Genomic DNA, 26876 nt, shown 5'->3' with positions numbered 1-26876 from the left:
ATTGCACCACCATCGCGCCGCAATCTCAACTAGAAAAACCTTCTGGCTGGCCACAGGCATAGAAGCCAGAACGCGTTCGCACCGTTATTTGTCAGTTGGGGAGCCCGCCGGATTAACGACTGTTTGGCTGACACTTGTTGGTAGTCGTCGTTCAAGCTTTGCGGTCACGCCAAGCAGATTTGAGATCCACCGCGTCAGGTCCTCCATGTAGAGGTAGATCACGGGCGTCACGAAGAGGGTCACGAACTGCGATACCATTAGGCCGCCGACCACCGCGACACCTAGCGGCTGGCGCAGTTCGGCGCTCGCGCCACTGCCGACCGCGATCGGTAATGTGCTCATGATCGCGGCGGCGGAGGTCATCATGATCGGGCGGAAGCGCATAAGGCAGGCGCGGTGGATTGCCTCGCGGGCCGAACTGCCAGAACGCTGCAGCGCCAGCGCCACATCGATCATCATGATCGCGTTTTTCTTGACAATGCCGATCAGCATCAGCACCCCGACGATCGCGATGATCGAGAGGTCGAAGCCGCAGAAGTAGATCGCAAGAAGCGCCCCGGAAATCGCCGACGGCAGGCCGGAGAGCACGGTCAGCGGATGGATGAGGCTTTCGTAGAGGACGCCGAGCACCAGATAGATCGTCACAATCGCCGCGAGGATCAGCAACCCCTGGTTGGCGGCAGCATCCTCGAAGAGCTGCGTGGTGCCGTAGTTTCGGGTGGCGATCGCTGAGGGCATACCAATCTCCGTCTTGAGGCGCGCGACCTCCGCAAGTGCGTTGCCAAGAGCGACCTGCGCCGGCAGGTTGAAGGAGATCGTGACCGCCGGCAGTTGCCCCAGCTGATTGATGGTGAATGGCCCGGACACCGTTTCGACACGGGCGAAGGCGCCGAGGGGCACAAGCGCACCATTCGCGCCACCGACGCGCAGTTCGGCGAACTTGTCCGCAGACCACTCGATGCTCGGATCGAGTTCCACGATGACTTCGTAGCTGTCGCCTGCCGTGTAGATCGTTGAGATCTGCTCGGCGCCGAAGCCGCCATAGAGTGTCGTACGCACTTGACTGGCATCGACTCCCAGCGTTGCCGCCTTGTCGAGGTCGACGACCAGGCGCGTTTGCGGCGCGTTGATCTGAAGGTCGCTGTTGACGTCGGTGAAGAAGGCGCGATCAGAGATCATCGCATCGCAGAGCTTTTGTGCCCACTCGTTCATCAGCGGCTGATCGAGGCTCTGGAGGACCAGCTGATACTGACTGGCGGCGGCGCGCGACCCTACGGAGAGGTTCTGGATCGGCGACATATACGCCTGGATGCCGGGAATGGCCGCAAGCTCCCGGCGTAAATCGGCAAGAACGGTTTCGAGCGGAGGGCGGTCGCGCTTGGGCTTGAGTTCCACAAACAGACGCCCGGTGTTGAGCGCCGTCGATGCACCACCCGAACCGATCGCGCTTGCCACATGGGCGACATAGGGCGACTTGGCAAAGACCGCCTCTACCTTGGACTGAAGATCCGTCATCGCTGCAAAGGAGATATCCTCGCGCGCCTGAGTGGTGACCTGGAGCTGGCCTATATCCTCCTGAGGGAAAAAGCCCTTCGGGATCGTCGTGATCTGATAGGTCGTGATCGCGACGGTGAACAGGAAGAAAAGAAGCACCAGGCCACGCTGCCGGATGCAGATGGAAAGCAGCCGTTCATAGGTAGTCACGACGCGAGCGAAGCCGCGCTCGAACGCAATGTCCAATCGCGCAAGCACGCCGGCCGCTGGCGCGCTGTCCTTGTTGGCAGGCAGTCGCGCGGCGAGCATCGGCGTCAGCGTGAGCGAAACGAGGGCGGAGGCGAGTATCGCCACGGTGACGACCACCGCGAACTCGTGAAGGATGCGGCCGATGACGCCGCCCATCAACAGGACCGGTATGAACACTGCGACCAGCGACAGGGAGATCGCGACGATGGTGAAGCCGATTTCCTTCGAACCCGCAAGCGCGGCCGAAAAGGCATCGGCGCCCTCCTCTTCCATGTGCCGAACGATGTTTTCCAGCATCACGATCGCATCATCCACCACGAGCCCGACAGACAGCGTCAGCGCCATCAGCGAGATATTGTCGATCGAGAAGCCGAGTGGATACATTGCGGCAAACGTGGCGATGATGGAGATCGGCACGGCTAACGCTGGGATAAGCGTTGCCCAGAGACGGCGGACAAACACGAAGATAACGAGGATCACCAGGCCAACGGTCAGCGCGAGGGTAAATTGAACGTCGCGCACCGCGCCGCGCACCGAGGTCGAACGATCGTTGAGCGTTTTGATGAAGGCGGACGCGGGAAGCGACTGGCGCAGCGACGGCAGGAGCGCCTGCACCCGGTCGACGACTTGTACCGTGTTCGCATCCGGCTGGCGCAGGATTGCCAGGATAATGGCGCGCGATCCGTCATGCCAGCTCGCCGTCTGATCGTTGGCAATGGAATCGACCACCGTCGCAACATCGCCAAGCCGCACAGGCCTGCCGTTGTCGCTCTTGATGATGATGTTTGCGAAGCTCGCAGCGTTCATCCGCTGCGTATCGGCAACGATCGCCACCTGGCGGTCTTTCGTCTGCGCTGTGCCGAGCGGGGAATTGTCGTTGGCCGCAACGACCGCGGTTTTCAGCGCATCCACGGAGATACCCCGCGCCGTGAGCGCATCCGGGTGCATCTGAATGCGCACGGCGAATTGTTGGCTGCCGAAGATGGACACTTCGGCCACCCCGTCAAGCACGGACAAGGTGGGAGAAATCACCTGTTGTGCGATTGCATCGAGATCGGTGAGAGGCACCGTATCACTCTTCAGCGCCAGCAGCAGAACCGGGGCATCGGCCGGGTTGACCTTACGATAGCTTGGCGGCGCCGGCATATCCTGCGGCAGGAGCCTCAGCGTTCTGGTGATGGCCGCCTGCACGTCGGCGGCGGCGGCATCGATGTTGCGCCCGAGCACGAACTCGATGGAGATCGACGTGGAGCCAAGCGCGTTGGTCGTCGAGATCGTGTCGATCCCCGCTATCGTCGCAAACTGCTTAATAAGGGGCGTTGCAACCGAGGTCGCCATGGTATCCGGTGACGCGCCCGGGAGCGAGGCCGAGACGTTGATGACCGGGAAGTCGGTGCGCGGCAGGGCCGCAACCGGCAGGACGAGATAGCTGAAGACACCCGCAAGGATAAGTGCGACCGACAACAGCGTGGTGGCGATCGGACGGCGAATGCTGAACTCGGACAGTGGCATCTTCGTTCACTCCCGAAATATCGCAGGAACTCAATCCGTCAGCGGTTGTGCGCCAGGAGGCACCGCCTTTACGGCATCGCCCGGTTTCAGGCGGGCTTGTCCCTCGACCACGACCCTTTCGCCCGGGGCGAGCCCCGAAGCGATCACAGCCAGTTTTCCGTCATCGAACAGAGGCTTTACGGCCAGTGTTTCCACCGTGTTGTCATCCTTCACATGGAAGACGAAGGGGCCGTTCTGGCCTGGTTGCACGGCAACGCTCGGGATCACCGGCGCCTGATGCAATTGCTCCTGTTCGATATCGACATCGACGAACTGACCTGGCCATAGCTTTTGCGCGCCATTGGGGAAGGTCGCCCGCATGGCGATCGTGCCTGAGGCGGCGTCGACCGAGGAGTCGATGAAATCGAGCACGCCCTCGCCTATGGCCGTTTCAGAACCGCTCAGCTTGGCCCGCACACGCGGCGGTTTGCCCTGATCGAGCAGCGCCTTGAACGTCTGCAATTGCTGTTCCGGCAAATGGAAGGCAACGTCGATCGGGTCTATCGCCGTAATCGTCACCAGATTGTTGGAGGTAGCGCCCGTCTGACCGACAAGATCACCGAGAGCGACCTGAACGACCCCGAGGCGACCACCGATAGGCGCGGTGATCTGGGTCAGGCTCAGCGCGACCTGATCGGCGTCGACCGATGCTCGGTCAGCATCAAGCGTTGCTTGCGCCGACTGTTGCAGCGAGAGAGCGGTGTCATAGGTCTGCTGCGTACCCGTCTTGTCGTCGCGCAGGGTTCTTGCGCGCTCCATCTCTATTTTCGCGTCCGAGAGCTGCGCAGCGTCCTTGGCAAGGATCGCCGTGTTACGCGCGAGCTGCGCCTGCATCACCCGGTCATCCAGAGTGAAAAGCAGATCCCCCGCCTTGACCATCTGGCCGTCCTTCACGTGGATGGCGGTGATCTGGCTTGCGACGCGGGCACCCACTTCCACGGTATCGGGCGCCTGGACATTGCCCAAGGCATGGACAATGACGGGAACGTCCTGAAGCGTGACGGTGGCCGTTTCGACGGGCACGCTGCCTCCATGTCTGGAGTTGGCTGCAACACCACTTTCGGGCTTTGCCTCGCTCAGTACGGCCGTCCTGGTCACACTGACCCCGACGGCGGCCACACAGAGGAAACCCGCGGCGAGGATCGCGATACTTGATCGACTGGCCATCAGCGCCTCCGCGATCCTTGATATGCTCCGGACGTCCGCCTCAAGAGGGACCGCGACGTTAGACCCAGAAGACGGTATCCGCACAGCCAGCGTGGTCCGTTTGCGGGTGCAGCGGATCCCTTCTGATCTGTTCGGCCAATTGGGGCGGCGGAGGCGCATCTGGGAAAGAGCGCGCGTCGTGCCAACGCTTCCGAAATTGGGCGCGAATCTGGCCGCTTCAATGGCGCAACACGCTGAAAAACAATTAAAAATTGTTCATGTTTAGAGATCTACACGCGGTCGCGCTTGGCGGCAGCTCCAGCCGCACGAGACGCTTCTCCTGGCGGGTCGTCAGGCGAGAGTGATGGTCGGGTTTTAGATAACCTGGCCAAGTGCTTGATCCATTCACTGTTTTGGCGGTGGAACTGTAGTGCCAACTGATTGCAAGGAATGCAGCAATCGAGCAGAGCACGTCGGCGATGTGGCGCACCACGCCCGCGCTTCTGTGGGTTGGTAGGAGCGCATCATCCTCGTCGCGCCTGGATCGGCCCGTCCTGCCCAGTCTCCTTCGATCACTCCAGGCGGAGAGCGTGGCGGCGCTGTGTTGCGGGGACATTGCGGCCCGGGATCGGATTGGGCTCGGACGACTCTGGTAGCGGACGGGTAGAGGTCGGTAAGGGACAGCGACACCCTCGCGGGTGCGTCGACGGAGACGGAGCACTGCATGGATTCGCAGTCGGCGCGAAGCTTGCTGTTGCATCGATGCCTGGGCAATGCTTGCAGCTCGATGGATTGACAGCGCGCATTTCACCGGCGAGATGATCGAGGCGAACACGATCGCGCCTGACCTGCGACCGCTCTCTGCTGAAGGCAGCGCATAACAACAAGACCGCCGAATCGATAATGCACAGCAATCGCTCGATCTTCGAACGCCCCTTCTATCTGGCCCTCCTTTGGTGTCTGCTCCTGCTTGTCGGTGGAGGCATGCTGGCGGGCTGGGAACGCCAGGCGCTGGTTGCCGAACTTGAGCAAGAGAGCACGCTCCTCCATAGCCTGGCCTCCCAGCGGGCCGATCAACACGATGCGCACCTGACCGCGCTGTCGGCCGTTGCCGTCGCCTCCGAAGGGCGCAGGCACGACCTGTTCCTCGAGGTCGCCCGCACGATTGCGCGCTTCTATCCGCGGATCGACGAGGTTCAGCTCGTCCCCCTGGATCCAAATGCGGAGACCGTCGGGACCGATCCATTCGACGCCAAGGCCACAGAGCTCATCCGGGCAGCTGCCAGAGCTTCGGACGGGCGCATTGCTCTCCTGCCCCATCCGCAACGCTCCGGCCACTACATTATGGTCAAGCGCAGCCCGAACAGCGACGGGGCCCGCTATGGATTGATGCTCGGCATCGACGCAGCGAAGTTGATCGGAGACGTTGGGCCATTCTGGTCTCGCCCGGGGGTCGCGGTGCGGTTATCTTTGCCGGACGGACACCTCCTGCTCCAGCCTGCCGCCCTGCCCGAGGCAATCCGCTTTTCGAAGGCGCTGAGCAGCGTATCGCAGCCATTGCTGCTCGAAACAGGCATGGAGATCGGACTCGCGGACATGTTCCCGCCCGTACAGACCGGCTTGACGCTTCTGGTGGTCAGCCTCGCCTATCTCGCTGGATTGGCCGCATTGCGCCAGCGTGCGCGCACGCGCGCTGCAGAACAGCAGGCAACGCTCAGTGCGCTGGAATCGCGCCTCACGCACGCCTCGCGCGTCAACGCGCTTGGCGAAATGGCGAGCGGCATGGCGCATGAACTGACCCAGCCCCTGACTGCAATCCTTGCGCAGGCGCAGGCCGGGCGCCGGCTGCTCAGCCAAGGGCAAGACGCAGCGCTTGCTCCGGTACTGGAGGATACAGTGAGCCAAGCGCGCCGGGCATCCGCCATATTGGAAAGGTTCCGCAACTGGTCGCAGCCGCATGCGGCGCCGGTTGCTGCCTTCGATCTGCGTCAGGCGCTCGCAAATGTTGAAGCGCTACTTGAACCGGACGCGATATCACGCGGAATTCAGCTTGATTTTCAGGTTCCAGAAACATCGGTTTCGGTCGTTGCCGATCCGGTCGAGATCGAACAGGTCGCATTCAATCTGGTCCGCAACGCCTTTGAGGCTTTGGCTCAACAGGCGGGCGATACAGGACGCGTGGCCGTTACCTTGAGCGAGGACGATACCACGGTGGTCTTCGAGGTCGCCGACAACGGCCCCGGCGTTCCGGAAACACTTCGCCCGCAGCTGTTCACGCCATTCGTGACGACCCACACCGGGGGCACCGGGCTCGGTCTGGCGCTGAGCCGGCGACTGGTGGAACGCGCCGGCGGCGAAATTGCCCTGGTCGAGAGCGACCACGGTGCCACCTTCAAGGTGACGCTGCCCCGTGCGCGCCGAACCGAGGAGCCGATGCGATGACCCTCCCCGTCTATCTCGTTGACGATGACGATGCAGTGCGTCGCGCGCTCAGCCTGTTGCTCTCGACGGTCGGCATCAAGGTCACGGGTTTTTCTGATCCGCAAGCCTTTCTGACACAGGTTTCGCGCCTCGAGCCCGGCTGCCTGGTGCTCGATATCCGCATGCCCGCCATCTCCGGGCTGAAGCTGCAGGAAAGACTAAGGGAGCATGGGGTAGACTGGCCGACGATCGTTATCTCCGGTCATGGTGATATCGAGGCCTGCCGTCGTGCCTTCCGTAATGGCGCGATCGATTTTCTCTCGAAGCCTGTCGACGAGCAGGACTTGATCGATGCGATCCATAAGGGCCATGAACTGCTGGAGCGGACCATGCGCGTGCATGCCGAGAAGGCAGAGACGCTCGCTTTGCTGGCGATGCTCACGCAGCGCGAGCGCGAAGTTCTCGACCGTATCGCTGCGGGTTTCACCACCCGCCAGATCGCCGAAGGTCTCGGCCTCTCGCCGCGTACCGTCGAAAGCCATCGCGCCGCAATCGGTGCCAAGCTCGGCAGCACGTCGCAGGCGGAGATGACGCGCATCTGGCTCGACGGAACGAAAACTCCGTAGAACTACGGATGCTCGCGCAAGGTCTACGAATACCGGCGACAGCCGAGGCGGGATAGCCTTTCCACATCAACAGGAAAGGAACCTATGATGATCCGCAATATCGTGCTCGCAGCCGCGCTTCTCGCTCCCGTCGCCGCCACGGCGCAGGAACTCCCGACCGCGGCCTACCTGCCGCTCGACATGGCCGTCAAGGCTGCCGAAGCCGCAGTGAAGGCTTGCGCCGCGGAAGGCCACAATGTCAGCGTTGCCGTGGTTGGTCGCGATGGCGCAACCAAGGTGCTGCTGAAGGCCGACAATTCCGGTCCGCACACCGGTAACAGCGCGCAGGGCAAGGCCTTTACGTCTGCTGCCATGGGTCGCGACACGGCTGGCCTCGGCGAGTTCATCGCCTCCAAGCCGGCGAATGAAGGTCTTCGCGACATGGACGCCCGGATGGTGATCCAGGCTGGCGGCGTGCCGATCAAGTTCGGCAAGGCCCTGGTTGGCGGCATCGGCGTAGGCGGTGCGCCGTCGGGCGATATCGACGCGAACTGCGCCACGGCCGGCCTTCAGGCCATCGGCGCCAAGTAATCCGCTGGACATCAGAAGTGGCCCTCCCAAGAGGGCCACTTTCCGTTGGAGGTTCTGCGCTTCGGAACCGATCCAACAGAAACTTTCGCAGGGCCGAAGCGCCTGCATGCACTGGCCGTCAGTCCTGCGTGGGCTTCATGTTGCCGACGGATATCGTGCCGGATCGCACGCCTCGGGCAAGGTCTTTGCGGACCCTCGGTGCTCCGCTGCGCCGGCCATCATCTGAAGCCTACTCGAAACCGGCCCCGCACTGGTCCCTTGAAATTGCAGCCGCCCACTCCATTTAAGGGACATCACCCGTTTCGAGAGCTTGTCATCAGCGATGCTATCAGCATGCGATGACGGCACTCCGGGTCCGAACAGGGCGCTCCCCGGAACACGGGTCGAGCGCCCTGTTTCGTTGAACTCGGGCGAGCGGAATACTGTCGTAGATGAGCGGCATCAGCCGTCCCAGCCGGAACCGAGCATACCCGGCGCTCTCAGTCTGCTTTGATCCGCTGGCGGTAGACGAGATACGCACCTGCGGCGCTCATCGTCGCGAGTGCGAACCACGTCAGCGCATAGACCAGGTGGCTGTTGCGAAAGCGGACGATCGTGAGGCCGCCGATCGGCAGTCCACCGGGATTGGGTGTTGCATCCGCATCGATAAAGTAAGGCGCGACATTGTGCAGGCCCTTCGCTGGGGCGATTGCGGCGACGTCTCGCGAAAACCACCGATCGCTTGCCGGGTCATTGGACCGCAGGAAGGCGCCGCCGGGTTCGGTGATGCGGAGAAGCCCGGTTACCACAGCGGTTCCGTCGAGCTCACCCTCACCGCGTCCGGCAACATCGCGGCGATCGGCCGGCACGAAGCCGCGATTGATCAGCACGGTTGAGCCATCCTCAAGCCGCATCGGCGTCAAGACCCAAAATCCGGCGCCAAGCTCCGTCACCGCCTGTACCAGAGCGGTTTGGTCGTGCCTGAAGGTACCGGTCGCGCTGACGCGGCGGTATTCGTCCTTTTCCCGGCTGACGGCACCCCAATCGGATTGCGCTGGCGCCGGTACAGAGGGTGCACCGACACGCGCCTCGACACGGGCAATGAGATCGAGCTTCCAATAGAGCCGTTGCACCTGCCAGGTGCCGAGCGCCAGGAACACCGCAACGAGGAAGAGCAAGGCACCCGTCATCATCAGGCGGGCGCGGGAGGATAGACGGACCCTCCCCGTCGCCTTGTCGTCGGTGATCATCGTCGTGTCCGCCTGCCCCGTCCCGCGCTCAGGGCATGTTCTTCATCATCTCGTGGGTCATCGGCATCATGTTGGTGTTGAGATGATGCATGACCCAGAGCGAACCTGCGAGCGCGATGCCGACGATGACGATCGTGAAGATCAGCGCCATCAGCGTCCAGCCCCCTTCGGAACGGGCGTTCATGTGCAGGAAGTAGATGACGTGCACGACGATCTGGACGACGCCGATGCCCATGACGATGACGGCGGTCAAAAGCTTGCTGTCCAGCACGCCGCCCATGACCAGCCAGAACGGGATAGCCGTCAGGATCACCGACAGGATGAAGCCCGTCATGTAGCTCTTGAACGAACCGTGACCGGCGGCATCGCCGTGATGGCTGTGCGCGTGGTGAGGTTCGAACGCGCTTTCGTGGTCGGAATGTGCGCTCATCCGAGAGCTCCCAGGAGATAGACGAAGGAGAAGACGCCGATCCAGATGACGTCGAGGAAGTGCCAGAACATCGACAGGCACATCAAACGGCGACGGTTGTCCGGGATCAGCCCATGTTTGCTGACCTGCACCATCAGCGTGATCAGCCAGATGATGCCGAAGGTGACGTGCAGGCCGTGCGTGCCGACCAGCGTGAAGAACGACGACAGGAAGGCCGAACGTGTCGGGCCGGCGCCCTCGTGAAGCAGGTGATTGAACTCATAGAGCTCCACAGCCAGGAAGGTTGCGCCGAACACGCCGGTGACGCCGAGCCAAAAGAGCGTCTCCATCTTGGCGTTGCGCTCCATCTGGAGCATGGCAAAGCCATAGGTGATCGACGACAGAAGCAGCATCGCCGTGTTGAAGGCAACGAGGCTAAGGTCGAACAGGTCGGCCGGTGACGGTCCCGCCGCGTAGTTGCGGCCGACGACGCCGTGCGTGGCAAACAGTACGGCGAAGATCAGGCAGTCGCTCATCAGGTAGAGCCAGAAGCCCAGCATGGTGCTGTGTTCCGGGTGATGCTCTTCCGTGATGTAGAACTGCGGCTTCTCGTTTTCTTGGACTTGGGTTTCGCTCATCGTCTCAGGTCCGTTCCGCGAGCAGCTTGGAGCGTGCATCTTCAGTCGCCGCTACAGTCTCTGCGGGGATGAAGAAATCTCGCTGATAGTTGAAGGTATGGCCGATTGCGACGGCAAGCAGGGTAATGAAGGACACGGCCACCAACCACCAGATGTACCAGATCAGCGCCAAACCAAGCACGACGCTGATACTGGCGAGAATGACGCCCGTGCCGGTGTTCTTCGGCATATGGATCGGTTTGAAGCCGGTGAGCGGGCGCTCATAGCCGCGGTTCTTCATATCGTACCAGCTGTCGTGGTCATGCACGACCGGGGTGAAGGCGAAGTTGTAGTCCGGCGGCGGCGACGAGGTCGACCATTCAAGCGTTCTGGCATCCCAGGCGTCACCGGACGTCTCGCGCAGTTGCTCGCGGCGCAGAAAGCTGACGATCAGCTGCATGATAAAGGAAGCGATGCCGATTGCGATCAGGACGGCGCCGAAAGCGGCGATGATGAACCAGATCTGCAGCGACGGATCTTCGAACTGGCTGACACGGCGGGTCACCCCCATCAGGCCAAGCACATAGAGCGGCATGAAGGCGAAGAAGAAGCCGAGCTGCCAGAACCAGAAGCTCATCTTGCCCCAGAACGGATCGAGCTTGTAGCCGAAGGCCTTCGGCCACCAGTAGACGAGCCCGGCCATCAGCCCGAACAGCACGCCGCCGATGATGACGTTGTGGAAGTGGGCGATGAGGAACAGCGAGTTGTGCAGCACGAAGTCGGCTGGCGGGATCGCCAGCATGACGCCGGTCATACCACCGATGACGAAAGTGACCATGAAGCCGATGGTCCACAGCATCGGCAATTCGTAGCGGATGCGGCCGCGATACATGGTGAAGAGCCAATTGAACATCTTGGCACCCGTCGGGATCGAGATGATCATCGTGGTGATGCCGAAGAAGGCGTTGACCGACGCGCCAGACCCCATCGTGAAGAAGTGGTGCAGCCACACCAGGTACGACAGGATCATGATCACGCAGGTGGCGTAGACCATCGAGGTGTAGCCGAAGAGACGCTTGCCGCAGAAGGTCGCAACAACCTCGGAGAAGATGCCGAAGGCCGGCAGGACGAGGATGTAGACCTCCGGGTGGCCCCAGATCCAGATGAGGTTGATGTACATCATCGGATTGCCACCAAGGTCATTGGTGAAGAAGTTCATGCCGAGGTAGCGGTCGAGCGACAGGAGTGCCAGCGTCGCCGTCAGGATCGGGAAGGTCGCGACGATCAGGATGTTGGTGCAGAGCGAGGTCCAGGTGAAGACCGGCATCTTCATGAAGGTCATGCCCGGGGCTCGCATCTTCACGATGGTCGCAATCAGGTTGATGCCCGATAACGTCGTGCCGACGCCCGCCACCTGTAGCCCCCAGATGTAATAGTCGACCCCGACGCCGGGACTGTAGTCGGCGCCCGAGAGCGGCGGATAGGCAAGCCAGCCAGTGCGCGCGAACTCGCCGACGAACAGCGACATCATGATGATGACGGCGCCGCCGGTGGTCATCCAGAACGAGAAGTTGTTGAGGAAGGGGAAGGAGACGTCGCGTGCGCCGATCTGCAGCGGCACGACATAGTTCATAAAGCCGGTGACGAAGGGCATCGCCACGAAGAAGATCATGATCACGCCATGGGCGGTGAAGATCTGGTCGTAGTGATGCGGGTTGAGGTAGCCCTCATTGCCGTTGAAGGCGATCGCCTGCTGCAGGCGCATCATCAGCGCATCGGCAAAGCCGCGCAAAAGCATGATGATCGCCAGGATAATATACATGATGCCGATCTTCTTGTGATCGACGCTCGTGAACCACTCGTGCCAGAGATAGCCCCAGAGCTTGTATTTCGTGATCAGGGCGAGGATCGCAAGGCCCACCACTGCCACGACCGCGAAGGTCGCGACGAGGATGGGTTCATGATAGGGGATCGCTTCCCAGGTAAGCCGCCCGAAGATGAATTGCGTGAGGCTGGTGTCACCAAACATGGGTCTTCCAATATGTCTCGAATTGCGGCCCAAAGGGACCTTGGCGCTCGCTGGATCGGAGCCGGCGAGCGCGCGAAATCCTACTGCGTCTTGTGCATATCGTGGTTCATCGGCGCTGGCTGCTTGACGCCCTCGGCCGGTTCCTCGCTACGCGCAGGATTGCCGGTTTCGGGGAAGGTTGCGCCGGGTGCGGCCGCTTCCGTCGCGCCGCCGGCATGACGGTTGTCATGCTCGAGCTTGGCGCGGTTCTCGTGGCTTTCGACGCCGGCGCCGCCCATCATGTCGATGTGCATCATGTCCTTCATGCACATTTGCCCTTCCCGCACGCACATGTTGAGCACCGCCTCATAGAGGCCGTCGTCAACGGAGGCGTAGTAGCGCACCGGCTCCTTGATGCTCGGCTTTTCGAGCTTCAGGTAGGCATCGCGGTTGAGCATCGTGCCGTTCTGCTTCGCCCGGGCGACCCACTGGTCGAAGCCCGCCTGGTCCACACCGTGGAACTTGAAGCGCATGTGCGAGAAGCCGTCACCGCTATAGTTGGATGAGAGCCCTTCGTATTCGCCCGCCTTGTTGATGACGGCGTGCAGCTTGGTCTCCATGCCGGGCATGGCATAGATCATGCCGGCGAGCGCCGGAACATAGAAGGAGTTCATCACCGAGGATGCCGTGATCTTGAAGTTGATCGGCACGTCCACGGGTGCTGCCATCTCGTTGACTGTCGCGATGCCATAGTCCGGATAGAAAAACAGCCATTTCCAGTCGAGGGCTACGACCTCGACCGTGATCGGTTTCACCTCTTCCGTCACCGGACGTGCCGCATCGATGCGGTCGAGCGGCCGGTAGGGATCGAGCTTGTGTGTGCTCACCCAGGTGATCGCCCCGAGCGCGATGATGATCGCCAGCGGCGCCGACCAGATGATGACTTCAAGACCAGTGGAATGGTGCCATTCCGGATCATATTTGGCGGCAGTGTTCGACTGGCGATAGCGCCAGGCGAAGAAAAGCGTCAGGAAAATGACGGGTACGATGATCAGCAGCATCAGGACCGTCGAAATGACGATCAGATCCCTCTGCTGTGCGGCAATATCGCCGGATGGCGACATCACAACCATGTTGCATCCCGTGAGTGTCGAGAGCAACAGGACGGATATCATCGATCGTCCGGCTAAACTGAATGGCTTCGGCATTGCGGCCTCAACTTGCGTTTTGTCTAGTCGGCATTACTCGGGCATGATCGCGCATGGAAGTGAGGTCCATCGTCGCAGCGCAGCATTTTGCCGCAGTGCAGTGACAGCCTTATCGCTTTATGCGCGTTTGTACGGGCGCAAAGTCTCATTGTCGGTCCGATGCCAGCTGCTCCAGCGAACGTTAGGCACGAACTCAAATGAGACATGTGCGCAGGTACGTGCGCGGCATTCTTGATATCAGACGCCAATTGGTCAACACTCTAACGACAAGACGTTCGTTCGTCGGAGAAATTCATGGTTTCGGTCTCTCACCCCACATCGTCTGGTCTCGAGCGGGATGCACGTCGCATTCATGAAGACGACAAGCCTCTTTCGCCGGGTAGCATCGCCATTGGGGTGGTCATCGGGCGAACCTCCGAATTCTTCGATTTCTTCGTCTACGGGCTTGGTTCGATCCTTGTCTTCCCGAAATTGATCTTTCCGTTCGCGTCCAATGCGGTGACCGCGACGCTGATGTCCTTCGCGCTGTTCCCCCTCGCCTTCCTCGCGCGCCCCGTCGGTTCCTTCGTCTTCATGTGGATCGACCGGAACTACGGACGCGGCACGAAACTCACCATCGCCCTCGTCATCCTCGGCGGCTCAACGGCATCGATCGCCTTCCTGCCTGGCTACAACACGATCGGCTACTGGGCTGTGGCCCTGTTGGCGTTGTTCCGCCTTGGACAGGGGTTTGCCCTTGGCGGCGCCTGGGACGGTCTCGCCACGCTGTTGAACCTCAATGCGCCACAGAATCACCGCGGCTGGTATGCGATGATCCCGCAGCTCGGCGCGCCGATCGGCTTTGCACTGGCGAGCATTCTTTTCGGCTATTTCGTCAGCAACCTTTCCGAGGCGGACTTCCTCGCCTGGGGTTGGCGCTATCCTTTCTTTGTCGCCTTCGCGATCAACGTTGTGGCGCTCTTTGCGCGTCTGCGCATCGTTGCCAGCAAGGAGTTCGGTGCGGCCATGGAGGCCAAGGAGCTTGAAGCCAGGCCGATCTTCGAGATGCTGAGCAAGCACAGCATCGATGTCGTGCTCGGCGCCTTCGTGCCGCTTGCGAGCTTCGCGATGTTCCACCTCGTGACAATCTTCCCCTTGAGCTGGATAACGCTCACTGGCGGTCAGTCGGCAGCCGAATTCCTGTGGGTCCAGGTTGCAGGTGCCGCTCTCGGCGCCATCGGCATTGTGCTGTCGGGCGTGATCGCCGACCGGGTCGGTCGGCGAAACCAGCTGATGATCGGCGCCATCCTGATCGCGATTTTCAGCTTCTCTGCGCCGTTCCTGCTCGATGCCGGCGGCAAGGGCCAGGACGCGTATATCCTGATCGGCTTCGCCATCCTCGGCCTTTCTTTCGGCCAGTCCTCCGGCGCCGTTTCGTCGCGCTTCACCCAGTACTATCGCTACACCGGTGCGGCGCTGACATCCGACCTCGCCTGGCTCGTTGGCGCGGCCTTCGCGCCGCTTGTGGCGCTCGGCCTTGCCACCAGCTTCGGCATCATCTTCATCGGCGGATATCTGATCTCCGGTGCGATCTGCACGATCGCCGCGCTCAGCCTGACCCGCGCGCTCGATCAGCAGTAAGGGCATGGCGGGCGGCAGCGCCCGGCCTGCCAATCGTCAGAGACGGACTTCGACATGGAAGCCCCGGTCCATGCCTGGGGCCGGCGAAGCGATCAGCAGTCGTCCGTGCATTTGTTCCACCAGTCGCTGCACGATCGCAAGGCCGAGGCCGGAGCCGGAAGCTTCCGTCGGCCCGCGATTGAAGCGCTTGGTCAGGCCATTCAAGGTATCCGCGTCGATGACGACACTGTCGTTGGTGACGCGCACGCCTTGCGCATCGACGTCGATCCTGACCGGGCTGCCGGAAGGGCTATGGATAAGCGCGTTTTCCAGGAGATTGCGCAGGACGATCGCAAAGGCATCGGGGGGAATCGGACGCACGAGTTCGGCGCCTTCGGCAACATGAACCTTGAGGCGGCTTGCGCCGAGCGCCGACCGCTCCATGTCCTCGAGGACAAGAGCCAGCACCGGCAACAGGTCCGTGCTTTCGTCTGAGATGGCGATCCCGGCTTCGGCCCGCGACATCTGCAACAGCTTCTCCGCCAGTCGACCGAGGTGAAGCAGCGCGCGTTCGATCTGGCTGGTTCGTTGCCGAAAAGCCGGAGGCACTTCGCTCGCAAGCCGCTGTGTCTGCGCGAGTGCACCGGCGATCGGGGTCCTCAGTTCATGGGCGCTGTTGGAGGTGAACTCCCGCTCTGCGTCGAGCGCGGCCTTGAGCCTCGTCAGCAGAAGGTTCACCGAACGGGCAATTGCCCGCAGTTCCTTCGGCAGCGCCGCTTCGTCGAGCGGGGCCATGTTGCCGCTGTCCTTGGTGAGGATTTCTTCGCGCAACCGTTCGACCGGCGCAAGCGCGCGGCGCGCGACAAGGATGATGGCGATGATGCTGGTCGGAATCAGGGCCAGCAGCGGCAAGAGAAGCGCCGTGCCGCCCTCGAAGAGGGCTTCGGTGCGATGCTCGAAGGCGTCAGCCACCTGCACGAAGAGGGAGCCGTCGGCCGTTCCGGCGGTGTAGATCCGGTGCGTTGCCGTTTCCGAGAAACCGACCTCAAGCGGAACGGCGAAGGGTTCCGGCGCGCCGTCGTCAAACAACACCCTGCCGCTGCGGTCGCGGACCTGATAGGCTAGATATTGTGAATTCAGCTTTGGCGCGACCAGGCCGACGGCGGGCGTGCCATCGGCACGGTCGCGGGCGATGTCGTCGACTACGATTTGCAGCAGCCGTTCGGCCGTTTCCTGGACACCGCTGTCGAAAATCTCGGTGAATTCGTCCTGCATGACATAAACGCCAAGGCCGAGCGCGACGAACCAGAAGATGGCGATGACGCTCGTCAGCGCGATGGTCAGCCTGCGGGTCATGCTTGCAACGCGCGACATCCGGTCACCTGATGCTGTAGCCGAGGCCCCGCACCGTCTCGATCCGGTCGGAGCCGATCTTCTTGCGCAGGCGGCTGATATAGACCTCGACCGTATTGCTTTCGATCTCAGCGCCAAAGGCGTAGAGCGCGTCGTGGAGTTGCTCTTTCGAAACCAGCGCGCCGGGGTGGGCGACGAGTTTGTCGAGCACGGCCCATTCCCTTGCGCTGAGGCTCTGGCTTTCACCTTCGACCAGCACCTTGCGATGGACCTGATCGATCTCGATGCCGGGAAGCCGAACCGTTGGCGTCGCCTTGCCGACATACCGCCTGGAAACGGCCAGCATGCGGGCACTCAACTCACCGAGGTCGAACGGCTTGACCAGATAGTCGTCGGCCCCGCTGTTCAATCCTTCGATGCGATCGGAGATCTGGTCGTGTGCCGTCAGGATGATGACGGGCGTGCCGTCGCCCCGCGTCCGCAGCGAGCGCAGGAGCGATAGCCCCGAACCGTCAGGCAATCGAAGGTCGAGCAGTATCAGACCATAGAGAACCGTCTCCGTCGCGGCCGTGGCATCGGCAGTGCGCGTAAACCAATCGACGGCGTGGCCGGCCGCCGCGACATGGTCGCGCAGCGCCTCCCCCAGAACCTGATCGTCTTCGACTAGTAGGACTCTCAAGATATCACCGGACACTTGTTCGTCCTTGCCTATGTTCGATGGGGGATGGGCGTCAAGCCCCTGAAGCATTGCGCATCACTTTGCGGCAGCGGCGGCGCCGACGCTTGGATGGTCGCGATCGTGGAGCAATGGGCGCCAGCGGGCTGCTAGGATGCGGCGCGTTCGCGAAACGCGCCGCGCCTCTTCATGTAGCTGACGATCGCCGTACCGATGCCGACGAGCGCCATCAGAACGCCGAGCGCCGCGAGTGCACCGGTATTGTGTTCCGCGGGGGCGCTGCTCGCGAACTTGTACATTTCGGTCGCGAGGATTGCGATCATCGCGGCTGAGACGGTCGAGTAGTCCTTGCCGATAACGCGCTTGACGTTGAACGACATTCCCTCGGTAGACTGCGCAAAGTTCCTCATTCGCAATGCCCATCGCGGCACGTCGCGGCGATAGGCCTGGTAGGCTTCGCCGAACGTTCTGTCGAGGAAGGCTTCTTCGGCATAAACGATGCACTGGTACATGAAGGCAAAGAGCCCGATGCCGAAGACGACGAGAAGCGGGTTGCCGTGCAGCAGAAAGACGCCTGAATAGAGCAGCATGTTTCCAACGTAGAGCGGGTTGCGACAGACGCCGAACATGCCTTCCGTAACGAGATCCTTGGCGTAGACCTTTTTCTTCAGGCCGCCGCGCTGAATGTATTTGTACCCGACCACGGTCGCACGCAAGGTGAGGCCAGCCAGGATGACCAGTACGGCCGCGAGGTCCTTGGCGAGCGTTAGCGCCGGGCTATCGAGCACCAGGGCCGGAGGCGGCGCCAGCAGGAACAGAACAATGATGATGGCCGGAAACAGTTGGTTCCGGAAACGGAAGAGAAAATTGCCGATCGCGATCATGGCCCAACGTTCCTACTTGATCGCGATGATGCCGCAGAAATTGTACCAGCGGAAAAAGACCTCGACGCTGCGGAAGCCGGCTTCCTTCAGGAGCTCGAGGTTTTCCTCCAGACGGTAGGGAATGAGCACGTTTTCGAGTGCTTCGCGCTTCTTGGCGATCTCGATATCGGAGTAGCCGTTGCGGCGCTTGAAATCGTAATAGTGCTCGATGAAGAGACGATTGAACGTCGAATCTTCACTGGTGAGCTTTTCGACAAGCAGCAGAGCGCCGCGTTCATTGAGCCCGTCATAGATCGTGCGCATGATGCGCTCGCGATAGAGCGGACGGACGAACTGCAACGTCAGCAGCATCATCACGACACTTGCGTCGTGAATGTCGATGCCCTGGTGAAGGTCGCCGACCCTCAGGTCTATTGACCGGTTGGTGTTGGCTTCGACGATCTTCTCCCTCGCCTTCTCGATCATGTCGGGAGCGTTGTCGATGCCAACGAAGCGGACGGAGGGATCAACCATAGTGTCGAGGCCGAGCAATGTCGTCGCCGTCGAACAGCCAATATCGTAGAGACAGCTACCCGGTTCAGCGAAGTCTCCAGCTAGTTCGCAGGCCATCCGTTGGATCTCACCGTAATAGGGAACCGAGCGGCTGACCATGTCGTCGAAGACAGCGGCCACCGTCGCGTTGAACGCGAAGTCGCCGACCGGCTGATCTGGTGTCGCGAAAACCTCGTCTCGCCTGTTGTTGTTCTCGTGCACCTGTAGGTGCGGTACCTTGCTAGCCATTTGCAGGTTCCTTTGTCCGTCCAAAGCACTACGCGGACCCCTGCCTTCGTTGCGGCAGGAGCCGATTGCGGGCTAGAGGGCCATCGAAACCTGACATGAACCTGAATGGCGGCACCAACGCACACGACACTCCAACAGCGCCAATGTAACGCTCTGATTTTATGAACTTGCCGGCCGTCCGGATGCCGACTATTCGAGATCGTCGGCTCGGTCGTCAAAAGTCACGGAGCAGCGATGCCCGGCCGGTATGTGGTTGTTGGGATTGGCAAGCTCTATTCGCAAGCCGAATGTGCCGCTCGCTGCGTCGAAAACCTGATCAACCACCTTGATCTTACCGGTAAAGCGGCCCTGGATCGGAGCATTCGGGACGACCTGCGCATCCATTCCCACATGCAACTTGCCGAACTCGCTGACCGGGATGAAGGCCTCGACAAAGAGCGGGTCAAGCTTGGCAATTGTCGCCAGCTTGCCGTCCTGATCCAGGTATTCTCCGTTGAAGAGTGAACGCTCGAGCACGACGCCGCTGATCGGACTGCGGATCGTCCTTTGCTCAACCACCGTCTGCGCCCTTTGCAGTTCCAACTCAGCGCTGCGCTTGCGGGTTTCGGCGGTCGCAAGCTCCTTCTGGATGACCTCCATTTCGGCAACGGCCTCTTCGAGCTTGTCGGTCGAGGTGACATTGCGCGCAAGCAGCGCCTCCGCCCGTTTCATGCGGTTGCGAGCAAGATCGAGCCGCGCCTTCTGCGCCTCGATCTCGGAGGTACTCGCGGCCTGCTCGGACATCAGCTCCACGGTCGCCTGCTCCGCATCGGAATGGAGCCTGGCGATAATCTGGTTTTCGTTCACCTGGTCACCGCGAGCGATCAGAACCTCTTTCAAAAGGCCGGGAACCGGACTGCCGATGCGTACGACGACAGAAGGGTCGATGACGCAATCGAAAGCTTGTGCCGAAGCCGGCGCAATGGAGCAAAGCGGAAAGAGAACGGCGAGCATCTGCCGCGCCTTCGCGCGCCTGTCCGCCAGGGGTTTTACCATTCCGTCTTCTGACATTGCGTCACTTGTCATCGGGTCACTCCGGCAAGCCTGAAAAGGCCAGCAATGTGCCCAGGCGTCGATCCTGGGCCAGAAGGTTCTTTCGGTCCTTGGCATGCGTTCGTTCCGCCCGCTGCTGGGCCAGATCGAAAAGCAATAGCCGGGCACGCTTTCCGCATCGACCGAGCAGACGCAGCGGCTGCCAGGGAATGAGATCAAGCAGCGGGTCTTCCAGAGACAGGATCGCTTCCGTGCTTCCCGGGTCCCCCTTGCGGGCGGTTCGTCCCTCCATCTGCCTGTCGATGCGCCCCGCGTCATGTCGTTCGCTGAGCAAAACGTGAAGGCCACCCAGCGCGAGAGCCTGCGGGACCACGGCGATGTCGACGCCGCGTCCCGCCATGTTGGTGGCGACCGTCACCCGACCGACGCCGCCGGCCTGCGCAATGATCTCGGCCTCCTCCGAACTCTGTTCCGCATTGAGCACCCGATGCTCGATCCCTTGCCCCTGCAGTACGACACTCACTGCCTCGGAGGCCGAGACCGAGCGCGTCGCAATCAGGACCGGGCGGCCGGCGGCTCGCAGTTCCTGGACGCGTCGCACGATCGTAAGCCATTTGTCGTCGAGCGTGGGGCAAATCGTCGTCGGCAGTTTCGTGCGCCGTGAGGGCGCGTTCGGGGGAATGCGCATGACCTGCAGCCCGTAGACATGCCGGAGTTCTTCGGTAATTTCGCGTGCGGTTCCCGTCATTCCCGCCAGGTGGAGGTATCGGCGGAAAAACCGCTGATAGGTCATCCTCGCCATTGTCAGCTTGCGGCTGGTGATCACGCAGCCTTCCTTTCCTTCGACCAGTTGGTGCAGCCCGTCGCTCCAGGAGCGATCAGGCATCACGCGGCCGGTATACTCGTCGATGATCTGCACCTTGCCGTCGCCGACGAGATAGTGCTCGCCCTTCCTGAAGAGCAGCAGCGCGACAAGCGCCTGGCTTGCAGCCTCCTCACGCCGGATGCGATTGCGCCAGATGCCGCCGATCGCCTCGGCACGTTCTGCAAGCTTGGCCTTTCCGGCTTCGGTCAATTCCAGCCTGCGCTCGTCGAGCAGCAGCAGATAATGGGTCGGCTCCTTGAAGCCGTCGATCAGCGCGAAGGTCTGCTCCACCCATTGCCGCTCGCCGTCCGCGTCCGTTTCCTGGGAAATGATGAGCGGCGTTCTCGCCTCGTCCACCAGTACGCTGTCGGCTTCGTCGACGATGGCGAAATGCAGTCCACGCATGACAAAAGGTGGCGATTGGCCCCGGCGCTCGTCCAGCATGCGGTTCACCTTCGCGTGAACGGGGCGTGGCTGGCCGCCGAAAGTGATGCGGTCGCGCAGATAATCGAAGGCGATTTCCTTGTTGCTGGCATAGACGATATCGCACGCGTAGGCGGCCGGCCGATCCGGTCTTGGCACAGTACTGTTGACGAGGCCAGTCGTCAGCCCAAGAAAATCGTAGATGGGGCGAAGTATATCCCGATCGCGCGCCGCCAAGTAATCATTGACGGTGATGACGTGGACTGAAAGCCCCGCAAGCGCCGCGATCGACGCCGGCAGGCCGGCGGTCAAGGTCTTGCCCTCGCCCGTGTCCATCTCCGCCACGCGCCCCTTCAGCATGGCAAGGCCGGCAAGTATCTGCACGTCGAGGTGGCGCAATCCGATGGTGCGCTGTGAAACTTCGCGCACGATCGCAAAGCCGAGACAAATATTGGCATCGGTGAGGCCATGGCACCGCAGGGCCGCACGGACTTCGCCGATGCGCGCAGCGAGCCCCTGCCCGGTTTCGTCGCCCAGGGCTGCTCCCGCCGCATTGACCTTCTGGACAAGTTCCCTCAGATGGCGCCGGTGCAAACGACCGGCAACCATCTGCGGAACGCTGGTCACCATCTTCTCGATGCCGTCAAGCCAGTGCTCGGGTCGGTCCTGGCGTTCGGGGTAGACGACCAGTGGAGGCGGCGACCAGCTCGGGACGAGAATATTCATGGTCGCTTGCCCAATCCGCCTTAGGCGCTCGCTTCCTCGACGGGCGCATCTTGGCCGTTCCGGTAGTTCTTCGGCTGTTTCGGTACGGCGGGCGGAGCGTCTCCCTTACCGGCAGCATCCACGGCTTCGGGCATGCGCTCCAGCATGCTGGAGAAATGCCTGAGCGAGTGAAGATGCAGGTACGTGCATTCCAGCTCGTCATTGGTGAACATGGCCTGCAGGTCTTCGCTTGCCAACGCTTTCAGCTTTTCACGGTTGACCGTCATGAACCCGGAAAGCGACCGGCGTTCGCCGCTGTTGAGGTTGAACTGGGCCTGCATCGGCTGCAGCAGCCCCAGTGATTTCAACCGCTCACAATACTGGCGGGTTCGCTGGTGCCTTGCCTGATAGTCCTGCAGGAAGCCAAGCACGCTCTTCAGGTATTGGGTTTGCTGTCCCTCGCTGTCGAACAGGCGCTCGCCGCGGCCTTCGCGATTGAAGCCGTCGAAACTTTCGTCGATGTGAAGGATGAACGTCCTGCCGCTGCGGTCCGTTGAGAACACGAACGGATAACGGCGCACGAACGCCGGCACATATTTGCCGAGCCAGGCACCGTCGTCGCCGACGAAGAGGTTTTGCGTCTGCTGGGCGCCGAGAACCACCGCAGGTGTCACCGTGTCGTCCGTGCCGGCAAAGACGATCGGATATTCGGCGGCGGCCTGAGCAAATTCGATGGCCGTCACCGGAACCGAGTTCACTTCTTTTGCGAACTTGTATGAAGTTCCGCTTTTAATTGACACATCCTTATGGCGATCGGCCGAGACAGGATGCACGTCTTGATAGAAAAGAAGTTGCGCTGTCATGGTGGTTTCCCTCCAGTATCTTGTAAGTGCCACTCAGGTATTCTAAAAGACAATCGCCAGATTTTTACTCAGGCTAATTTGATCGAACACTTTATTAGACTTCGTGTCCAGTCAAACTTTAAATAAACGCAGGAATATCTGCCGCGTTGAACGATAAATTCTACTGGCGACGGGCGAGGACCCGTGAGAGAACCTCACAAAGACACGTCCACCTATTCGAGGCACGGTCGGGCTCTCGGTCAGCATCAGGTCGAGATGCAAAAGATTGGCAAGCACCCGCCGCTGTGACGTGTCGCGGGGGTCGAGCGTAATGGCGCCGCCGCCGGCGGTGCTGAGCGCCGCATTGGGCAATGTGTCGGTTAGCGCCGGAACCTCGCGGACAACAACCGCCCTGTAGATCTTCGAAAAATCCTCAACGAAGCGCAGACTTACGTCCCGTGTTTGCGAGCGGACAAGGTCGGCGTCCTCCTCCGGGACGATGACCCGAATGGTTGGCTTGTCGAAGTGCGCAACGTAGGCGATCACCTTGCCACGTTGCACGAACTTGCCCGGCAGGTCGCGATCGTCGGGCAGGATCAGCGTGCCGCTCGATGGTGCTCGGACGATCAAATTCTCCTGCCTTTGCCGTGCCAGGTCGAGATCGGCACGAGCAAGCCGCAGTTCCTCCTTGACCATGCTCGCATGGGCAAGATCCGACAGATCCTGCTTGGTAAGACGCCGTTGGAGCTCGGCGACACGCAGTTGCAGCAGTTCGACGCGCGCCGCCAGCAGCGGATCCTCCTGCCGGATCAGTGGATCGCCAGCCTTGACCTCGGCGGCGGGTGCGGCGGTGATTTCATCGACCGTACCATCGGTCTGAACATGGACGATCGCATCGCCTGGCAACCATACGATCCCCTGCACGACAGTCGCGTGCGGAATGGGCAGCACGAAGACTACCAGCGCGACTGCGGCGAGGACGGAGCCGACCACCGCGAATGCGCGGCCCCGGCTTCGCCGCAGGAGCGGGCTCGTCAGCAGGAACCAGAAAGCCTTTGCCAGCGGCACTGCAAACATCAGAATGAGCGCCCAGATGGCGAGCAAGGTACCGACGATGAAAAACTTCTGACTGACGAGCGCGATGATCGCGCCAGTGACCACAAGGCGGTAGAAGAACGCCGAGACGCCGTAGAGAACGAACCAGAACTCCTCCCCAGGCGCCGTCGCCGGCGAGTTGACCGAGCCGATCTTGAAGGCGTAGCGCTGAACGAGATAGGCGAGATATTTATTGGCCCGGCTCGCGAGGTTGGGTATCTCCAGAAGATCGCTCAGGACGTAGTAACCGTCGAAGCGCAGAAGCGGGTTGCCGTTGAAGAGCACGGTTGACACGCCGCCGATCAGCATGACGTTGAAGGCGAAGGCCCGCACGAGCCCCTCCTCCGCATTGACCCATACGATGAGGGCGACCGCGGCAAGCGTCATTTCCACGAAAATGCCGGCGGCACCGACGAGGGCGCGTTGCCACTTGCTGGCAAAAGCCAGACTGTCGGATGCATCGACATATGGGACCGGCATGAAGACCAGCATCATCGCACCGACCTCGTGGACGTCGCCGCCCCATCGCTTGACTGCGTAGGCGTGCCCTAGCTCATGCAGGGTCTTGATGAGCGGATAGGCGATCAGCATCAGGAAGAGGTTCGACGTTGACAGAACGCGGTCGGTCACGTTGGCGGTCAGCGCGTTCCAATTCATGCCGGCAAGAACGCCGGCATAGGCGACAAGACAGATGAAGACGAGCGCGCCGAACCATGAGAACAGCACCCGGCCGACAATGGCGGTGGCGTTCAGAAACTCGTTCGGGTCGAGAAGGCCGAAGCGAATGGCGAGGGGATTGCCGAAACTCATCAAGAGCTTGCGATTGCGCGCCTTCTTGCCGCGCTCGGCGATTTCATTGATATCGGGTGGAACATTGCCGAACAGGACGTCCGCCGCGTGCAACTGCCCGAGAAGCTGGATGACCTCATCCTGGGTCACGACCTTGTCGGTGAGCTTGTCGCAGGCGATGTCCCAGATCGCCTGCATCGTCCGGTGGCCATCCATCAGGCTGATGATGAGATAGGTCTCGGGCGTGAAGCGGTGGAAACGCCCGGATGTCCGGTCCTGCAGCACGTACCAGAGCTGATCACGAAAGACCGTGCGATGGATGCGTACATGGCCGCGCAGCTTCAGCTTCAGTTGCGCGACGCGGTACCAGGATGAACTGAAGTAGGACCGTTCCATGTCCGCGCCCTCACGGCATCCAGCGCCACGCGGCGAGATAGGCCCATTGCACCATCTTGTCGGTGTAAACGCGGATCAGGAGCCGTTCGTCGACGGAGGTCTTGGCAATGCCCTCCATGCCAGGCCGAAGCCGATCGCTCAGATGATCCAGCGCTGCTTCGACCTTGAAGAAATTGTGTCCCTCCTTCTGGGTGGAAATCGCGGTGATCTGCTCGATTCGATAGGTGAGCGGCTCCTGCGGAAGCGCGGAAACTCGCAGGACTCCCTGGCGGCCGATCTCGACATCGTCAATGTCGCTTTCATCGACTTCGAGGATGACGCGATAGGACTTGAGCGGTGCGACCGTAAAGAGCTCCTGCCCGCGCTCGACCGCAGCGCCGATCGACTGGCTGAGGTCGCCGTTGACGACATAGCCGTCAAAGGGAGCGAGCAGCCGGGTGCGCTTGAGCTGTTCGTCGATCAAAGCGAGCTGGGCGTCGGCCTGATCGATCTGCGACTTGACGATGAGCGCCTCGGCCCGTTCGTGCTGCATCAGCGCCCGGTCATATTCGGTCGTCTTCTGCTGTCGGGTGGTCGTCAGCCGAAGCCGTTCCAGTGTCAGATCCTGGTCGTCGAGCTGCGCCAGGATCTGCCCCTGTTTGACCACTTCGCCGGCCCTTGCCGACTGGCTGGATACATAGCCGTTGAATGGCGCCACGACCGTTCGCTGGATTGTACCGCGAACGACGGCCGAAGACGTGACGGAGTATTCCGTCGTGGCCACGCTGAAATAGGCGGCCAGGATGACGGCGATCAGCGTCGCGAGCTTGCGGCCGAAATAGCCTGGGCCCAGCAGGCGCCGCAACTGGTTGCCGGCGGCCTCCCAAAGCTTCACCAAGACGTTCCTGTCGTTGCGGCGTTTTTCCTCAAGCACCGGTCCGACGACCGCTGCCACTGCATCGCACAGGTCAACGGTCGTCTCGTCGAAGGCACTGCCGCGTGGGCGCTGCAGCGTCAGGGCGCCCACGATCTGATGCCCAGATTGCAGGGGGATCGTCAGCACGCCTCCGCACTTGTGCGTCTCGACCAGCTCTTCGTGCGCCCGAAGGACACGATACTCCCAGTGCTCCTGCGGCGGGTAGAGAACGATGGCGCGCTGATCGACAGCCTCGTCCATCGCCGCGCCGATGTCGCGAATGATGTTTACCTTGTTGCCGAAGCCTGCCGCATGCGAGACCGTCGCGACACGACATCGCCGTCCGCGGACGAAACCGACGCTGACAGGGTCGCAGGCAAGCCGCATGGCGAGTTCCGTCACGAGCGCGGTGGCCGCTTCGGCGAAACCTTTTGCCTCGATCACCGCGGCAAGCATGTCGAAGGCCAGCCTGTTGCGTTCGCTGATTTCTTCGTTTTCGACTTGGAGCTGGCGCCTGAGCAGGACCTCGACCCAGCCGGAGGCCCATTGCACCTTGCGCATCACCGCGTTGATGGCAGCAGGCTCGACGGAAAGCGAAAGCGCGCAGGCGCCATACAAGCGCTCGTTGACGATCAACGGCGAAGCGATCAGTTGCACCATACGGCTACCGGTCGTTCCGGTGGAGATGCCCTGGCGTTGGCTCAGCGCCCTCTCAGCGGCGGCCGTCAATCCCTCGTCGGCGGCCCTTTCCGGCCAGAAGGCGATCGGCGTGTAGGGCCCGGTGTCCGGTTCCCCGAGCATGACCATGCCGCTGGCCACGCCATAGATCTGCCGGCAGAGTATGGCCAGCCACGTCTCCATGAATTCGTCTGGCTCGGTCGCATTGCGGAACTTTTGCCAGAGCGCTTGATCCAAAATAGCGTAATTCACCGCCCCCGGGCCTTCGACCGGGGGCGGTGGTGCATATTCCCTGGCAATGTGATCAGTCATGCCGGCACGCGGTGGCCAGACAGT

20 protein-coding genes are annotated in these 26876 nt (G+C 61.5%); 4 read left to right on the top strand and 16 right to left on the bottom strand.

Annotated features, from left to right (window positions below):
* Positions 1-84 precede the first annotated feature (84 nt).
* Positions 85-3255, bottom strand: a complete 3171-nt coding sequence (locus tag ASE60_RS09570; protein ID WP_057249594.1) for an efflux RND transporter permease subunit — start codon at positions 3253-3255, stop codon at positions 85-87.
* 30 nt (positions 3256-3285) lie between these two features.
* On the bottom strand, positions 3286-4461 hold the full coding sequence (locus ASE60_RS09565) for an efflux RND transporter periplasmic adaptor subunit (RefSeq protein ID WP_057249592.1): 1176 nt from the start codon (positions 4459-4461) through the stop codon (positions 3286-3288).
* An 882-nt stretch (positions 4462-5343) separates the two neighbouring features.
* Here ASE60_RS09565 and ASE60_RS09560 point away from each other — a divergent pair.
* From ASE60_RS09560 to ASE60_RS09550, 3 genes are all read left to right on the top strand, one after another.
* Positions 5344-6882 (top strand): ATP-binding protein, encoded by a 1539-nt coding sequence (locus ASE60_RS09560; RefSeq protein WP_057249590.1) that lies wholly within the window; start codon positions 5344-5346, stop codon positions 6880-6882.
* A complete protein-coding gene (locus ASE60_RS09555) occupies positions 6879-7487 on the top strand; it encodes a response regulator transcription factor (RefSeq protein WP_057249588.1) in 609 nt (202 codons plus the stop codon). The genes ASE60_RS09560 and ASE60_RS09555 overlap by 4 nt, the downstream gene beginning before the upstream one ends.
* An 87-nt stretch (positions 7488-7574) precedes the next feature.
* Entirely contained in the window at positions 7575-8057 is a 483-nt protein-coding gene (locus ASE60_RS09550) for a heme-binding protein (protein WP_057249716.1), read from the top strand.
* Between the two features lie 479 nt (positions 8058-8536).
* Here ASE60_RS09550 and ASE60_RS09545 read toward each other — a convergent pair whose 3' ends face one another.
* The 5 genes from ASE60_RS09545 to cyoA all read right to left on the bottom strand — a co-directional run bounded on the left by ASE60_RS09545 (position 8537) and on the right by cyoA (position 13495).
* Positions 8537-9229, bottom strand: a complete 693-nt coding sequence (locus ASE60_RS09545; protein WP_057249714.1) for an SURF1 family protein — start codon at positions 9227-9229, stop codon at positions 8537-8539.
* Positions 9230-9314: 85 nt separating this feature from the next.
* The gene (gene cyoD, locus ASE60_RS09540; RefSeq protein ID WP_057249586.1) at positions 9315-9716 is read right to left on the bottom strand and encodes a cytochrome o ubiquinol oxidase subunit IV; all 402 of its coding nucleotides are present in this window, start codon (positions 9714-9716) and stop codon (positions 9315-9317) included.
* Positions 9713-10333 carry a cytochrome o ubiquinol oxidase subunit III gene (gene cyoC / locus ASE60_RS09535; RefSeq protein WP_057249584.1) on the bottom strand — a complete coding sequence of 207 codons (621 nt, stop codon included), beginning with the start codon at positions 10331-10333 and terminating at the stop codon, positions 9713-9715. Before cyoC ends, cyoD begins: the two co-directional genes overlap by 4 nt.
* Before the next feature lie 4 nt (positions 10334-10337).
* Complete coding sequence (gene cyoB, locus ASE60_RS09530) at positions 10338-12341, bottom strand: cytochrome o ubiquinol oxidase subunit I (RefSeq protein ID WP_057249582.1); 2004 nt, start codon at positions 12339-12341, stop codon at positions 10338-10340.
* 80 nt (positions 12342-12421) lie between these two features.
* Positions 12422-13495 (bottom strand): ubiquinol oxidase subunit II, encoded by a 1074-nt coding sequence (cyoA, locus tag ASE60_RS09525; RefSeq protein WP_113132302.1) that lies wholly within the window; start codon positions 13493-13495, stop codon positions 12422-12424.
* A 327-nt stretch (positions 13496-13822) separates the two neighbouring features.
* Between cyoA and ASE60_RS09520 the strand changes: the two genes are divergently transcribed.
* Positions 13823-15148, top strand: coding sequence for an MFS transporter (locus tag ASE60_RS09520; RefSeq protein ID WP_057249579.1), 1326 nt, complete (start codon positions 13823-13825; stop codon positions 15146-15148).
* A gap of 36 nt (positions 15149-15184) precedes the next feature.
* Here the strand turns inward: ASE60_RS09520 and ASE60_RS09515 are convergent, their stop codons facing one another.
* From ASE60_RS09515 to ASE60_RS09475, 9 genes are all read right to left on the bottom strand, one after another.
* On the bottom strand, positions 15185-16501 hold the full coding sequence (locus ASE60_RS09515; RefSeq protein WP_057249577.1) for an ATP-binding protein: 1317 nt from the start codon (positions 16499-16501) through the stop codon (positions 15185-15187).
* 4 nt (positions 16502-16505) lie between these two features.
* Positions 16506-17159: a response regulator transcription factor gene (locus ASE60_RS09510; protein WP_057249712.1), complete on the bottom strand. Its 654-nt coding sequence runs from the start codon at positions 17157-17159 to the stop codon at positions 16506-16508.
* A 146-nt stretch (positions 17160-17305) separates the two neighbouring features.
* On the bottom strand, positions 17306-18040 hold the full coding sequence (locus ASE60_RS09505; protein ID WP_057249575.1) for an isoprenylcysteine carboxylmethyltransferase family protein: 735 nt from the start codon (positions 18038-18040) through the stop codon (positions 17306-17308).
* Between the two features lie 12 nt (positions 18041-18052).
* Complete coding sequence (gene cmoA, locus ASE60_RS09500; protein ID WP_057249574.1) at positions 18053-18820, bottom strand: carboxy-S-adenosyl-L-methionine synthase CmoA; 768 nt, start codon at positions 18818-18820, stop codon at positions 18053-18055.
* A 189-nt stretch (positions 18821-19009) separates the two neighbouring features.
* Complete coding sequence (locus ASE60_RS09495) at positions 19010-19855, bottom strand: efflux RND transporter periplasmic adaptor subunit (protein WP_057249572.1); 846 nt, start codon at positions 19853-19855, stop codon at positions 19010-19012.
* A gap of 34 nt (positions 19856-19889) precedes the next feature.
* Positions 19890-21866, bottom strand: coding sequence for a hypothetical protein (locus tag ASE60_RS09490; RefSeq protein WP_057249570.1), 1977 nt, complete (start codon positions 21864-21866; stop codon positions 19890-19892).
* Positions 21867-21886: 20 nt separating this feature from the next.
* Positions 21887-22708: a SapC family protein gene (locus ASE60_RS09485; RefSeq protein ID WP_057249568.1), complete on the bottom strand. Its 822-nt coding sequence runs from the start codon at positions 22706-22708 to the stop codon at positions 21887-21889.
* A gap of 111 nt (positions 22709-22819) precedes the next feature.
* Complete coding sequence (locus ASE60_RS09480) at positions 22820-24967, bottom strand: efflux RND transporter periplasmic adaptor subunit (protein ID WP_057249567.1); 2148 nt, start codon at positions 24965-24967, stop codon at positions 22820-22822.
* A 10-nt stretch (positions 24968-24977) separates the two neighbouring features.
* A complete protein-coding gene (locus tag ASE60_RS09475; protein ID WP_162261283.1) occupies positions 24978-26723 on the bottom strand; it encodes an HlyD family efflux transporter periplasmic adaptor subunit in 1746 nt (581 codons plus the stop codon).
* Positions 26724-26876: the final 153 nt, after the last annotated feature.

This window comes from Ensifer sp. Root278, from assembly GCF_001429285.1.
GTDB lineage: Bacteria > Pseudomonadota > Alphaproteobacteria > Rhizobiales > Rhizobiaceae > Ensifer.
The sequence above is the reverse complement of the archived record's forward strand: the minus strand, read 5'-3'. Positions and strand labels throughout refer to the sequence as shown.